This window comes from Flavobacterium sp. (genome assembly GCF_039595935.1).
GTDB lineage: Bacteria > Bacteroidota > Bacteroidia > Flavobacteriales > Flavobacteriaceae > Flavobacterium.
Map to the genome: position 1 here is coordinate 251,607 of NZ_JBCNKR010000005.1, position 14,389 is coordinate 265,995.

14 protein-coding genes are annotated in these 14,389 nt (G+C 32.6%); 10 read left to right on the forward strand and 4 right to left on the reverse strand.

Annotated features, from left to right (window positions below; all coding sequences use genetic code 11):
- Positions 1 to 36: 36 nt before the first annotated feature.
- Entirely contained in the window at positions 37 to 417 is a 381-nt protein-coding gene (locus ABDW27_RS08450; RefSeq protein ID WP_343695500.1) for a PH domain-containing protein, read from the forward strand.
- A gap of 63 nt (positions 418 to 480) precedes the next feature.
- Here ABDW27_RS08450 and ABDW27_RS08455 read toward each other — a convergent pair whose 3' ends face one another.
- On the reverse strand, positions 481 to 1,347 hold the full coding sequence (locus tag ABDW27_RS08455) for a M48 family metalloprotease (protein WP_343695501.1): 867 nt from the start codon (positions 1,345 to 1,347) through the stop codon (positions 481 to 483).
- A gap of 186 nt (positions 1,348 to 1,533) precedes the next feature.
- A complete protein-coding gene (locus ABDW27_RS08460; RefSeq protein WP_343695502.1) occupies positions 1,534 to 2,403 on the reverse strand; it encodes a M48 family metallopeptidase in 870 nt (289 codons plus the stop codon).
- A 296-nt stretch (positions 2,404 to 2,699) separates the two neighbouring features.
- Here ABDW27_RS08460 and lipA point away from each other — a divergent pair, with 296 nt between their 5' ends.
- The 3 genes from lipA to ABDW27_RS08475 all read left to right on the forward strand — a co-directional run bounded on the left by lipA (position 2,700) and on the right by ABDW27_RS08475 (position 6,840).
- On the forward strand, positions 2,700 to 3,566 hold the full coding sequence (gene lipA / locus ABDW27_RS08465) for a lipoyl synthase (protein ID WP_343695503.1): 867 nt from the start codon (positions 2,700 to 2,702) through the stop codon (positions 3,564 to 3,566).
- 76 nt (positions 3,567 to 3,642) lie between these two features.
- Positions 3,643 to 4,641, forward strand: a complete 999-nt coding sequence (gap, locus tag ABDW27_RS08470; RefSeq protein WP_343695504.1) for a type I glyceraldehyde-3-phosphate dehydrogenase — start codon at positions 3,643 to 3,645, stop codon at positions 4,639 to 4,641.
- A 27-nt stretch (positions 4,642 to 4,668) separates the two neighbouring features.
- Positions 4,669 to 6,840 (forward strand): ATP-binding protein, encoded by a 2,172-nt coding sequence (locus tag ABDW27_RS08475; RefSeq protein WP_343695505.1) that lies wholly within the window; start codon positions 4,669 to 4,671, stop codon positions 6,838 to 6,840.
- Positions 6,841 to 6,867: 27 nt separating this feature from the next.
- Here ABDW27_RS08475 and lpxK read toward each other — a convergent pair whose 3' ends face one another.
- Together lpxK and ABDW27_RS08485 are read right to left on the reverse strand one after the other, a co-directional pair.
- On the reverse strand, positions 6,868 to 7,890 hold the full coding sequence (gene lpxK / locus ABDW27_RS08480) for a tetraacyldisaccharide 4'-kinase (protein ID WP_343695506.1): 1,023 nt from the start codon (positions 7,888 to 7,890) through the stop codon (positions 6,868 to 6,870).
- Complete coding sequence (locus tag ABDW27_RS08485) at positions 7,890 to 8,714, reverse strand: KilA-N domain-containing protein (RefSeq protein WP_343695507.1); 825 nt, start codon at positions 8,712 to 8,714, stop codon at positions 7,890 to 7,892. Before ABDW27_RS08485 ends, lpxK begins: the two co-directional genes overlap by 1 nt.
- Before the next feature lie 244 nt (positions 8,715 to 8,958).
- Between ABDW27_RS08485 and ABDW27_RS08490 the strand changes: the two genes are divergently transcribed.
- From ABDW27_RS08490 to rluF, 6 genes are all read left to right on the forward strand, one after another.
- The gene (locus ABDW27_RS08490; RefSeq protein WP_343695508.1) at positions 8,959 to 10,053 is read left to right on the forward strand and encodes a Nif3-like dinuclear metal center hexameric protein; all 1,095 of its coding nucleotides are present in this window, start codon (positions 8,959 to 8,961) and stop codon (positions 10,051 to 10,053) included.
- A gap of 3 nt (positions 10,054 to 10,056) precedes the next feature.
- Positions 10,057 to 10,836 (forward strand): C4-type zinc ribbon domain-containing protein, encoded by a 780-nt coding sequence (locus tag ABDW27_RS08495; RefSeq protein WP_343695509.1) that lies wholly within the window; start codon positions 10,057 to 10,059, stop codon positions 10,834 to 10,836.
- A 194-nt stretch (positions 10,837 to 11,030) separates the two neighbouring features.
- Positions 11,031 to 11,918 (forward strand): alpha/beta fold hydrolase, encoded by an 888-nt coding sequence (locus ABDW27_RS08500; protein WP_343695510.1) that lies wholly within the window; start codon positions 11,031 to 11,033, stop codon positions 11,916 to 11,918.
- A gap of 28 nt (positions 11,919 to 11,946) precedes the next feature.
- The gene (locus ABDW27_RS08505) at positions 11,947 to 12,291 is read left to right on the forward strand and encodes an antibiotic biosynthesis monooxygenase (protein ID WP_343695511.1); all 345 of its coding nucleotides are present in this window, start codon (positions 11,947 to 11,949) and stop codon (positions 12,289 to 12,291) included.
- 195 nt (positions 12,292 to 12,486) lie between these two features.
- Positions 12,487 to 13,461: an integrase core domain-containing protein gene (locus ABDW27_RS08510; protein WP_343695512.1), complete on the forward strand. Its 975-nt coding sequence runs from the start codon at positions 12,487 to 12,489 to the stop codon at positions 13,459 to 13,461.
- An 81-nt stretch (positions 13,462 to 13,542) separates the two neighbouring features.
- The gene (gene rluF / locus ABDW27_RS08515; RefSeq protein WP_343695513.1) at positions 13,543 to 14,373 is read left to right on the forward strand and encodes a 23S rRNA pseudouridine(2604) synthase RluF; all 831 of its coding nucleotides are present in this window, start codon (positions 13,543 to 13,545) and stop codon (positions 14,371 to 14,373) included.
- The last annotated feature ends 16 nt before the right edge of the window (positions 14,374 to 14,389 follow it).

The following is a 14,389-nucleotide window of genomic DNA, read 5'->3' on the forward strand; positions in this document are numbered from 1 at the left end:
TAAATAAAAATTTAATCATTAAAAAAACTAAATAAAATGGGAATATTTTCAGCTCTTATGGGCAACGCAGGAACTGTAAGCCAGGAAGATTTAATTAAAAAATACGGTCAGCTTTTGACTGACAATGAAGAAATAGAAATGGGTTTTAAATTAATCCGTGACACTTTTATCTTCACTAACAAAAGATTGATTTTAGTTGATGTTCAGGGATTAACAGGAAGCAAAACAGAGTACAAATCTATCTCTTATAAAAGTATTACTCGCTTTAGTGTAGAAACTGCGGGGACTTTTGATCTTGATGCCGAATTGAAAATCTGGGTTTCAAGCGAAATAAATCCGAGTATTGTTAAGCAATTTAATAAATCTGTAAATGTTTATGATGTACAGAAAGTTTTAGCTCACCATGTTTTAGGTTAGTTAACCAAATAAAAAAAGGCAAATTTAAAATTTGCCTTTTTTTATTTTAGATTACATCAAAAACTATTTTTTCTTCGTTGTTTTCTTTGTAGTAGTTTTTTTCGTAGTTGTCTTTTTAGGAACCGTATTGTCTATTTTTTGCTGAACATACGGTTTATATACACCATCTTTTTCTGCTCTCGCTTTAGCATCATCAGCTCTTTTCTTAGAATCCGGGTGCGAACTCATCATTTGATCAATAAATGAAGCTTCAGATCCTTCGCTCATTTTTGCCAAAATTCTAAACGCTGATTCTTCTGCATTTACATTGTAACCGTTTTTCTTTAAGAAGTTATATGAATACAAATCTGCTTCTGTTTCTTGTTTACGACTGTGTTTACTATCAATTAAAGCACTTCCTATTTTTCCTAACTGACTGTCCGTAACTGCAGAAATCTTAGCCGACTGAGAAGATGCTCCATCAATTAAAGCTTCTTTTTGATACGCAGCACGCATCGCATCTCTTGAATCATTGTTTGCAACGTGACCAATTTCGTGACCAATTACAGCAAGCAATTCATTATCATCCATAATATCCATTAAACCTGAATATACACGAACACTTCCATCAGCAGTTGCAAAAGCATTTACTTCTTTCAATTTATATACTTTATAATTTAAAGTAAAACCATCTCCAGCAGTGTGTTTTCCAAAAACTCTATTCAGTCTTAAAGTATAACCATCATTAGGTCCTGCTACTTCGTTTGTAGAATCTAATTTTCTAACGGCTTCTTTAGACAATGCTGCTGCATCTGCATTTGTTAGAGTAAAAGCTGTTACACCTTTTTGAACTGCTCCTATCGCTTTTTCTCCCAAATTAATTTGCGCATTCATTTTTGTAAAACCAAATGCTGCAAATAGAATCCCTGCTATTATAAATCTCTTTTTCATCTTTTAAAAATTACAATTTAACAACAAATGTAAATAACAAAATGCTATTTCATTTAACACTAAGTTTATTTTTTTAACAAATAAAGATATGAATTTTAGATGAGCTTAGCGTGATATTTTTAAGTATTGATTATCATAAAAATAAAAAAACCGGTAACTTTTAAAAATTACCGGTTTCAATTTTATTTAAAGATTACTTCTTTTTAGTCGTTTTCTTTTAACTGGTGCTTTAGCAGCTGTTTTTGCTAGTGCTGTGTTAACAATTTTCTGTTGTACATACTCTTTGTACAAACCATCTTTTGTTGCTCTCTTTTTAGCATCATCAGCTCTTTTTCCTGAATCAGGATGCGAACTCATCATTTTGGTAATAAAAGACGACTCTGCTCCTTCGCTTAAATTTTGTAAAATTCTGAAAGCAGATTCTACAGCATTAACATCGTAACCATTTTTTTTCATGAAATCATATGAAAACGAATCAGCTTCAGATTCTTGTTTACGGCTGTGCTTACTATCAATCATTGCACTTCCTATTTTACCTAATTGAGATCCTGTAAGAGTTTCAATTTTTCCTGATTGTGATGAAGCTGCATCAAGCAAAGCTTCTTTTTTATAAGCTGCTTTAATAGCATCTCTGGTATCGTGATTCACTACGTGTCCAATTTCATGTCCAATCACGGCTAATAACTGATTATCATCCATAATATCCATTAAACCTGCAAATACACGAACACTTCCGTCTGCGCAGGCAAAAGCATTAATATCTTTTACTAAATACACTTTGTAATTTAAGGCAACTCCATCTGTAGAAGCGTGTTTACCAAATAAACGATTTAATCGAATAGAATAACCATCTGTTGGACCTGCAACAGGATTATTGGCATCCATTTCAGCAATAGATTCTTTAGCCAGAGCCGCTGCATCTGCATCACTAAAAGTAAATCCTGAAACACCTTTTCCTAAAGCTCCCATTACTTTATCTGAAAGTATTTGTGCATTCATTTTTGCAAAACCAAAAACTGCAAATAGTATCCCTAATACAATAAATTTCTTCTTCATATTTTTTTGATATTAATTAACAACAAAAATACTACGCGATTAATTTTACACAGCCCGAAGAAGTCAAATTCACAACAGATTAAGACAATACTTGAAATTTTAAAAAAGTCAGCAAAAACCTCAAATATTAAACAAAACAAGAATAGATAAAACATAAAACGTCTTTAAATACAATCAATTAAGATTTATTCTTCACAATTCTAAATAATATTGCAAGATTTGAAACGCAAAGGAAAAGCAAATTAGCATCTCAAAATAAACTACATTCCGTATCTTTGTAATCAGATTTATGATATATGGAAACAGTCATTGAAAACATACCACCTGCTAAACCTAAATGGTTGAAGGTTAAATTACCTATTGGACAAAAATACACTGAACTTCGTGGTTTAGTTGATAAATACAGTTTAAATACAATCTGCACCTCTGGAAGCTGCCCAAATATGGGAGAATGCTGGGGAGAAGGAACAGCAACATTTATGATTTTAGGAAATGTTTGTACCCGTTCCTGCGGTTTTTGCGGCGTAAAAACCGGAAGACCTGAAACAGTAGATTGGGATGAACCTGAAAAAGTAGCCCGTTCTATAAAAATCATGAACATCAAACATGCTGTAATTACTAGTGTTGACAGAGATGATTTAAAAGACGGAGGTTCTATTATATGGATTGAAACTGTAAAGGCAATCCGAAGAATGAATCCTGAAACTACTTTAGAAACTTTGATTCCGGATTTTCAGGGAATTGAAAGAAATATTGACAGAATAGTGGAAGCAAACCCTGAAGTTGTATCGCATAATATGGAAACTGTACGTCGTTTAACACGTGAAGTTCGTATTCAGGCAAAATACGACCGCAGTTTGGAGGTTTTACGTTATTTGAAAGAAAAAGGAATAAACAGAACCAAATCCGGTATTATGCTTGGTTTAGGAGAAACCGAAGAAGAAGTTTACCAAACAATGAGAGATTTGCGTAATGCAAATGTTGACGTTGTTACACTTGGTCAGTATCTTCAGCCTACTAAAAAGCATTTACCTGTAAAAGAATTCATTACACCCGAATTATTTGCCAAATATGAAAAATTCGGACTTGAATTAGGTTTCCGTCATGTTGAAAGCGGACCTCTTGTTCGTTCTTCATACAAAGCACAAAAACATATTTTATAGAATAAAGTTTAATCGTTTAATCGTTTAATTGTAAAACCGATTAAACGATTAAACAGTTAAACGAATAAACAAGAAATTGAAAACAAGAATTGCCATTAATGGTTTTGGAAGAATTGGCCGAAACTTATTTCGTCTTCTTCTCAACCATCCTGAAATAGAAGTTGTTGCAATTAATGATATTGCTGATAATAAAACCATGTCGCATTTAATAAAATACGACAGTATTCACGGAGTTCTGCCTTTTTCTGTAAGTTTTGACGAAAAAGGAATTATTGTAAACGAAAAGCATTATTTGTTTTTTCACGAAAAAAGTATTTCAAATCTAGACTGGAAAAGTCAGTCAATAGATTTTGTAATAGAATCAACGGGAAAATATAAAACACACGAAGAATTAAATGCACATATCGAAGCTGGAGCAAAAAAGGTAATACTTTCGGCTCCATCAGAAGTTGACACAATTAAAACAGTAGTTCTTGGAGTTAACGAAAATATTTTAGACGGAACAGAAAATATTGTTTCAAATGCAAGCTGTACGACTAACAATGCAGCTCCGATGATAAAAATCATCGAAGAATTATGCGGAATCGAACAAGCTTATATCACAACAATACATTCTTTTACAACAGACCAAAGTCTTCATGACCAGCCGCATAAGGATTTACGCAGGGCGAGAGGCGCAAGTCAGTCAATTGTTCCAACAACTACAGGTGCAGCTAAGGCATTAACGAAAATTTTTCCTAAATTGCATGAAAAAATCGGAGGCTGCGGCATTCGTGTCCCGGTTCCTGATGGTTCATTGACAGACATCACGTTCAATGTTAAGCGTGCTGTTACTATTGAAGAAATTAACATTGCATTTCAAAAAGCCTCAAAAACAAATTTAAAAGGAATACTAGATTATACAGAAGATCCTATCGTTTCTGTTGATATAATTGGCAATACAAATTCGTGTTTGTTTGACGCACAACTAACTTCTGTTATAGACAAAATGGTAAAAGTTGTGGGGTGGTACGATAATGAAATTGGCTATTCATCAAGATTAATAGATTTGATTTTACTGCTCAGAAAAACATAAGGATTCATTGTTAATGCGCTGTCATACATGAAGTACTATTTTTTATTTGTAGTTTGTTTTTTAAATTCATTTTTGTATTCTCAAATCAAACGGAATACAGACAGTATTTCCTATTATAACAAACTTGCCAATAAAAAACTGAATAGTAAAGAGTACAACGAAGCAGTTTTTTATACTCAAAAATCTATTGATTTCTGCGAAAGCAATAATATTCCCGAAAACCTGGCCAATCAAACTTTTAAGCTTGGAAAGATTTATTATAATCAGCGCAAATATGATGAAGCTTTAAAAAACTTCCATAAAAGCGTAGCTTCGTTTGACAGCGTAAAACCTACCTGTACTAAAGTTCTGGCTTTGCATTATATTGGTGCCGTAAACACAGCAAAAGGCGATTACAAAACGGCTGATATTTATTATGGCAAAGCACAAAAACTTTTAAAAGAAATTGGCGTTGTTGATAGTTCTGAAATTTTAGATTACCAGAAAGCAATGGCTTTTAAAGCCAATAAAAACCTGCCTCTTGCGGTTACAACCTTCCATAAAATCACTAAGAAACCTGATAATCCTTCTTTATTAAAAACAAAAAGTGATTCTTATTATCAGCTTGGTTTAATTGAAAGTCAGTTGAGACGAAACGATTCGGCTATAATTCATTTTGAAAAAGCTTTAGATTATACTGACAAAACAAATGATCTTCAGCAGAAATCAAAAATTACTTTAGCAATAAGTCAATATTATAAACAAAATCGAAATTTCGATCTTGCTTATTCGTATCTTGATGAACATTATCAGCTTGAAAATTATATTCTAAAATTAAAAAATGCAAAAATTGATTTTAATGAGTTTCAAAAATTCAAAAAAAATCAGCTTTTAAACAATACATTAAAACGGGAAAGCGAAGAAAAAATTCAGCTTAAAACCTATCGCTATTCTAAATTAGTCAGCATTCTGGCCATAGCTTTGATTTCAATTTTATCTCTTTTGAGTTTAGCTTTATACAAAAACAATATTATTAGAAATCAGAATAATATCCTTTTAAGAGAAAAAAACAAAGAGCTTATTTTGGCTAAAAACAAAGCAGAAAAAGCTTCAAAAGCAAGATCTGAATTTTTATCTACCGTAAGTCACGAGCTCCGGACTCCGCTTAATGCTATAAACGGAATTACGCATTTGCTTCTTGAAGATAACCCCAAAAAAGCACAGCTGAAATATTTAGAATCACTAAAATTTTCCGGCAATTACTTAACCACTTTTATAAATGAAATTCTTGAAATTAATAAAATTGACTCTACAAAAGTGGAAGTTGAAAATATTACTTTCAACCTAAAAGAACTTCTTTTTAATATTCAAAGCTCGTTAAAGGAATTAGCAACCGCAAACAAAAATTATTTTAATCTGGAAATAGACAATGCAATTCCCGATAACTTAATTGGCGACCCTACTAAATTATCTCAAATTATATTAAACCTGATAAATAACGCACTGAAATTTACCCAAAATGGTCAGGTGAACGTTATTGCAAAATTATTTTCTCAGGAAGATGAAACCGCGACCGTATATTTTGAAATAGTAGATACCGGAATTGGTATTCCCGAAGACAAACTGCAAACTGTATTTGAAAGTTTTTCTCAAGGTTCTATCGAAGTTAACCGAAAATACGGCGGAACTGGTCTGGGACTTGCGATTGTTAAAAAGTTAATTGAACTTTTAGGTGGCGAAATCAAACTAAAAAGTGAAGTTGGCAAAGGATCGACTTTTACTTTCAAATTAAATTTTAAAATTAATACTGAACCTTTGGAAGCTGTTACCGAAGAAAAACCATATAATGATAAGCAATTAGAGCACAAATCGATTTTATTGATTGAAGACAACAAAATCAATCAGATGATTACCCGAAAAATGCTTGAAAACAAAGCTATTTGCTGTGAAATTCTTGATAATGGCGAAGATGCGGTTGAGCTTTTGAAAGTAAAACGTTTTGATATGATTTTGATGGATGTGCACTTGCCTGGCATCAACGGAACAACCGCAACGCAGCAAATAAGGGATTTTGACAAAACAACTCCAATAATCGCGCTTACCGCAATTTCGCTTGATGAAAACAGGGACATGCTTTTGTCTTACGGAATGAATGATGTAATTACAAAACCTTTTGTTCCAGATGAATTTTACAGCACAATCGCTAAGTTTTTTGATTGATTTCTAAGTTGCTAAGATACTGAGTCGCTAAGGTTCTAAGTTTTCTTTCAGATAATTTAGAATGGTTGCATCAAAATTTTGCTGGTGGTTTATAAATGTACTTTTTATAGGCAGATAATACAATTGAGAAACCAATTTGGAATCTTTTAGACGTACATAATCTTTCTCTGTTGTGATTATTTTCTTTCCATTTGCTTTATTTTGAATCGATTCTAAATCAGCTTCAGAAAAATGATGATGATCAGGAAATGTTAAACAATCATCATTTTCATTTTTCAAATAATCAAAAAATGGTTTTGGTTTAGCAATTCCAGCCAGAAGTATTTTCGATTCTGATTTAATTTGGTCAACTGAAATTTTTTCTTCTTTTCCATAAATTACAGTATCGTAATCTATAAACGTAAAAAAGATTTGCTGCCAGCAATTCAGCTTCAATTTCAAACGAATTTCAGCTTGTTTTTCTTCGGATAAATTCTTTGGACATTTGGTAACTACAACAATATTAGCTCGGCTTGCTCCGCTTCGGCTTTCTCTTAAATTGCCGGTTGGCAGCATAAAATCGTCAGCATACAAATCTCCATACGAAGTAAGTAAAATATAAAATCCCGCTTTTACTTTTCGGTGTTGGTAAGCATCATCTAATAAAACAACCTGAGGCTTTACTTTTTGCAAAAGCAGCTGTGTAATTCCGTTGGTACGATTTGCATCAACAGCAACCTTTACATTTGGAAATTTTTGATAAAACTGAAATGGTTCATCTCCCAGAATTTCAGCATTTGAAGTTTCGTCGGCCAAAACAAATCCGTCAGATTTTCTTTTATAACCGCGGCTTAAAGTCGCTACTATATATTTGTTCGATAATAATCGGATTAAATATTCAATTTGAGGCGTTTTTCCGGTTCCGCCCACACTTAAATTTCCAACAGCAATTACGGGAATATCAAATGATTTTGATTTCAGGATTCCTTTGTCAAAAAGAAAATTACGAATTGAAGTTATAAATCCGTATAAAATGGCAAAAGGGAAAAGTATTTTTCGAAGTAGGTTCATTATTTTAATTTATTCAGAACATTAGATTTAATTAGAGATTTCATCTGATTAATGGCAATTTCATTCAGTTTCAACAATCTTTCATTTTGTGCAATTCCTTGCTGTATTAACATTGCATTGATACTTTCAAGATTTGACAATACTACCAGTTGCTCTATTGATGCTGCATCTCTAATATTTCCTCTCTCACCTTGGTTTTTATCGCGCCATTCTTTGGCCGTTTTACCAAATAAAGCAACATTTAAAAGATCCGCTTCATCAGCATAGATAAAATTTTTCTGTTTAACACTAATAGTTTCCGGAATTAATTTTTCTTTAATCGCATCAGTATGAATTGTGTAATTAATCTTAGAAATGGTTCTTTGTAAGTTCCAATCTAATTTTTTCGTACTGTTTTCTTCTTCTTTCAGCCTTTGAAATTCTTTTATCAAGTAGAATTTAAACTCTGCACTTAACCAAGTGGCAAATTCAAAAGCAATATCTTTATGAGCAAATGTACCCCCATACCTTCCAGTTTTCGATATGATTCCAGTTGCATTTGTAGCTTCAATCCATCTTTTAGGAGTAAGAGAAAAACTATTAGAACCTGACATATTTTTAATTCCATCGAATTCGATGGAATTAAAATCCGGGTTATTAAATTTTTCCCATAAACCAATAAATTCAATTGTACTTCGGTTTCTCATCCAGTTTTGCAAAATATAATCACTTCGCTCATTATCCCTATGTCTGGCAATATCAGTAAGAGACATAAAATCTTCACGATTATCCTCAAAAACAACAACATTAATTCCCTGAACATTTATTTTTCTGCTCTTAGCCATACTATTTATTTCATAAATTCCCGAATTATTCAATTCTAAAGAATTATCTATTCATTAATCTTTTATTTAAGTAAGAAAAAACACAAAAATACGTGTCGTTTTGAAACAAAACAGCAAAAGGGAAAAGTATTTTTCGAAGTAGGTTCATTTTACGAAAGTATAATTTTTTTCGTTAATTTGTTTTAGGTTTAGTAACTGTTCAAAATTTACAGCCTAAAAACAAAAACTTGTAACAAAACCACCAATGAAAATCAAAGAAATTATATCCGTACTAGAAGAAATGACACCTCTGGCCTATGCAGAAGATTTTGATAATGTTGGACTTTTAGTTGGAGATCCCGATACAGAAAGCACAGGAGTTTTAGTTTGTCATGATGCGCTTGAAAATGTAATTGAAGAAGCAAAAAACAAAAACTGTAATCTGGTTGTTTGTTTTCACCCGATTTTATTTTCAGGAATTAAAAAAATTACCGGAAAAAATTATGTCGAAAGAGCTATTTTAAAAGCTATAAAAAATGACATTGCCATTTATGCTGTTCATACCGCTTTAGATAATCATTCGCAGGGTGTAAATAAAATTTTCTGTAATGCATTAGGCTTAATAAACACAAAAATATTGGTTCCGAAACAGCAATTTCTTCAAAAATTAGTGACTTACACCGTTCCTGACAATGCCGAAAAAGTTCGTAATGCCATGTTTGAAGCTGGTGCCGGAACAATTGGAAATTATGACAGCTGCAGTTTTAACTCAGAAGGATTTTTTACTTTTAAAGGAAATGAAAAAAGCAATCCTGTAATTGGCGAAAAGGGAAAATTACATACCGGAACTGAAATAAAAATTGAAGTTATTTTTGAAAAACATTTACAATCCCGAATTTTAAAAGCGCTTTTAAACAATCATATTTACGAAGAAGTGGCTTACGAAATTTATGATTTACAAAATTCGCATCAAAATATCGGACTCGGAATGGTTGGTGAACTCGAAAATGAAATGGATGAAAAAGATTTTCTTTTGTATGTACAAGACAACATGATTGCAAGAGGAATTCGTCATTCTGCCTTTTTAGGAAAAAAAATAAAGAAAGTTGCTGTTTTGGGCGGTTCAGGAAGTTTTGCAATTAAAAATGCAATTCAGGCCGGAGCCGATGCTTTTTTAACCGCTGATTTAAAATATCATCAGTTTTATGAAGCCGAAAACAAATTACTTTTGGCCGATATTGGTCATTTTGAGAGTGAACGCTATACAAAAAACTATATTGTTGATTATCTTCGAAAAAAAATTCTTAATTTTGCGATCATTTTATCGGAAGAAAATACAAATCCAGTTAAGTACTTATAGAATATGACGAATACGAAAGAATTAAGTGTTGAGGACAAGTTAAGAGCAATATATGATTTACAGCTTATTGACTCTAGAATTGACGAAATCAGAAACGTTAGAGGAGAACTTCCTTTAGAAGTTGAAGATTTAGAAGATGAAGTTGCAGGTTTGAGCACTCGTTCAGAGAAACTGAAAGGTGAACTTGAAGTGATTGATGAGCAAATCAAAGCAAAGAAAATTGCTATTGAGGAGCATAAAGAGGTTATCAAGAAATACACTAAACAACAAGAATCAGTTCGTAATAACAGAGAATTTAATTCTTTAACAAAAGAGGTTGAATTTCAGGAATTAGAAATTCAATTAGCTGAAAAGCAAATCAAAGAAATGAAAGCTTCAATCGAGCATAAAAAAGAAGTTATTTCTAATTTAAAAGAAAAACTTGATGCTAAAAGCTCTCACTTAAAACATAAAAAATCTGAATTGGATGCTATTATGGCTGAAACTCAAAAAGAAGAAATCTTCTTAACTGAGAAATCTGCTGAATATGCTGCACAAATCGAAGACAGATTATTAGCAGCTTATAACAGAATCAGAAGCAGTGTTCGTAACGGATTAGCTGTAGTTTCTATCGAAAGAGGAGCTTCTGCAGGATCTTTCTTTACGATTCCACCACAAACTCAGGTAGAAATCGCTTCAAGAAAGAAAATCATCACTGATGAGCATTCTGGAAGAATTTTAGTTGACACGCAATTAGCAGAAGAAGAAAAAGAAAAAATGGAACAATTGTTCTCAAAATTCTAAATATCAGAGTCCCGATTAAATCGGGACTTTTTTTTGCGTTTAATTTTTGCCACAAATTAAAAAGATTATAAGTATTATTTTTATTTCGGAATTGAATGAATTAATCTGCGCTAATCTTTTTAATCTGTGGCAAAATATTTTTCAGCAAGTTTAAAATCATATTTTTTACCTTTACAAGAATAAAAATTTAAGTTTTGAAAATTAAAAAAGGAATACGCTTTATTACATTAAAATCAGTAGGATCTTATATTAACTTTTTGAGTTATGTGCGTCCGCAAAAAGCCATGGAACTTTCTTATGCCCTTTTTAGTCAGCCCCGAATTGGCCGATTAAAAAAGGAAGATCTTCCGAAAATCTTAAAAAATACTGAAACAGAAATTTTTCACCATAACGAACATCATTTTCAAACTTATATCTGGAAAGGAAACGAAACTAAAATTCTTTTGGTTCACGGCTGGGAAAGCAATTCTTCTCGCTGGAAAAAAACGTTACCTCATCTTCAAAAATCAGGAAGTACTATTATCGCTATAGATGCACCAGCGCACGGACAAAGCAGCGGTAAAGAATTTAATGTTCCGCTTTATGCTGAATTTATAAATAAAGCGGTTGAAAAATATCAGCCGGAAATTATTATCGGGCATTCTATCGGCGGTGCAGCCTGCGTTTACCATCAATATTTATTTCCGAACACGAGCATCAATAAAATGGTAATTCTCGGTGCGCCTTCTGATTTAAAAACTTTGATTGATAATTACATTTCAATGTTGAGTCTGAACTCTAAAATGTTGCCTCTTTTAGAAAGTAAATTCATAAATCGCTTTAACTTTAAACTGGAAGATTTTTCAGGAGAAAAATTTGCATCCCAATTTACAATTCCCGGTTTTATCGCTCATGATACTTCAGATAAAATTGTCGCTTTTGAAGAAGGAAAAAAAATAGCCAGCAACTGGAAAAACAGTCAGTTTATCGAAACCAGCGGCTTAGGCCATGGAATGCATGATGATGAATTGTATGATAAAGTAATCAAGTTTTTGTTTGAAGGTACAAAGGCACAAAGCGACAAAGGTTTATCCAAAATCTAAAATCTGAATTCTAAAATCTAAAATTAAAATGATCGCTGTAATTTTTGAAGTTATTCCGAACGAAGGAAAAAAAGATGAGTATTTAGATATTGCTGCGAGTCTTCGTCCTGAATTGAATCATATAGATGGTTTTATTTCCATAGAAAGATTTCAGAGTCTTAATGATCCTGGAAAAATTTTGTCTTTATCTTTTTGGAGAGACGAAGAAAGCATCCAGCAATGGCGAAATCTCGAAATGCATCGTCATGCACAGACAAAAGGCCGAAATGGGATTTTTAAAGATTATCATTTACGAATTGCAACGGTTGTGCGCGATTACGGGATGTTTGAAAGAAAAGAAACTCCAGAGGATAGTTCGATTTTTCATTCTTAATTTAAGATGCAAGGTTTTATTCTGATAGTCTAAGTACAGTTTTGTCATTCCGAGGAACGAGGAATCTCCGCAAGTAACTCCGCACAAAACGGTGGACAATCTTTGTCGAGCTACTCGCGGAGATTCCTCGTTCCTCGGAATTGTAAAGGTTAGATATTTCGGTAACAAAATTTACCTTTAATAAATTTTGTTGCGATGAGAAATAACAGTCAGGATTCAACATTAGAGAGAAACTATTTAGAGAAGTATCGTTTTTTAATAAAAGAATATGAGCAAGTAAAAAACAAGACTCATCCGTTGCATAAAAAGGCGATGGATTTTTACAAGGCAAATGACACCTGCAGAAAAAGCTTCTTAAAGTATTATAACCGTTATAAGCAGAGCGGTAAGTCTTTGGATCTGCTTCCTCAGAAGCGTGGTCCAAAATACAAGACAAGACGTCCTCTGCCATTTATAGAACGAAAAGTAATTGAATTAAGGGAAAAAGGAAACAACAAATATGAAATTGTTAGTATCTTAAAGCCAAAATTAGGAAAAAACACACCTTCATATTCAGGAGTTTATAATATTTTAAAGCGTAATAAAATAAACAGGTTAACTCCGAAGATTAAAAAGAATCATCAAAAAATAATCAAGGAAAGAATGGGACAGCTTGGTCATATTGATTGTCATCACTTAAGCAAAAGCATCATAAAAGGAGAAAATCGAAAATTGTACTTAGTATGTATAATTGACGACTACAGCCGGATTGCCTGGGCAGAATTAATCCCAGACATCACTAGTTTAACGGTTATGTTTGCGTCATTAAAATGCTTAAACATCTTAAGCGATCATTATGAGATAAAATTTGAAGAGATTTTATCTGACAATGGACCTGAATTTGGAATCAAAACCAGCCAGCAGAAATATAACCATCCTTTTGAGAGAATGCTTATGGAATTGGGAATTGTTCACAGACATACAAAACCTTATAGACCACAGACAAACGGGAAGGTCGAACGCTTCTGGCGAACTCTTGAAGATGATCTGCTCAGAGAAACTGATTTTGATTCTTTGGAAGAACTAAAAGAAGAATTATTACAATATTTATATTACTATAATCACGAAAGGCCACATCAGGGAATTGATGGAAAAAAGCCAATCGAAATGATAAATCCGTTACCGAAATAAGTGACTTTTACAGGAATGACGAGATTGCGGAAAATCTAAAATCTAAACTCTTAAATCTTAAATTTTAGCTACTTTTGCATTATGGAAGAAAATTTAAAACGTCTTAATAAATTTATAAGTGAAACGGGGTATTGTTCTCGTCGCGAAGCTGATAAATTAATTGAAGAAGGACGTGTAACAATAAACGGTGTTGTACCGGAAATGGGAACGAAAGTTTCGCCAGATGATGAAGTACGCGTAGATGGAAAATTAATCGTTGAAAAACACGAAAAATTGATTTATCTGGCATTCAATAAGCCTGTTGGAATTGAATGTACAACCAATCTTGAAGTTAAAAACAATATTGTCGATTATATTAATTACCCAAAACGTATTTTCCCGATTGGAAGATTAGATAAAGCCAGTGAAGGATTAATTTTTATGACTAATGACGGTGATATCGTAAATAAGATTTTGCGCGCCAGAAATAATCACGAAAAAGAATACACTGTTACGGTAAACAAACCTATTACGGAACGTTTTATACAACGAATGGGAAATGGAGTTCCTATTTTGGATACTGTTACCAAGAAATGTAAAGTTGAGCAAATCAGCAAATACACATTTAAAATCATTTTAACGCAAGGTTTAAACAGACAAATTCGAAGAATGTCTGAATATCTTGGTTATGAAGTTACGGCTTTAAAACGTATCAGAATTATCAATATTTCGTTAGATGTTCCTGTTGGACGTTACCGCGATTTAACTGATGCGGAAATTAAAGAATTAAATCAGTTAATTGAGCCTTCGAGTAAAACTGAAGAAGCGAGTTTACCTAAAGTCGAAAGCCCTAGCAAACCTTCGGCTTCAAACAGAAGAACAACTTTTATATCGAAACACGATCCTCGATTTAAGAAAAGAGGAGATAAATAAAAATACAAAGCCCCGT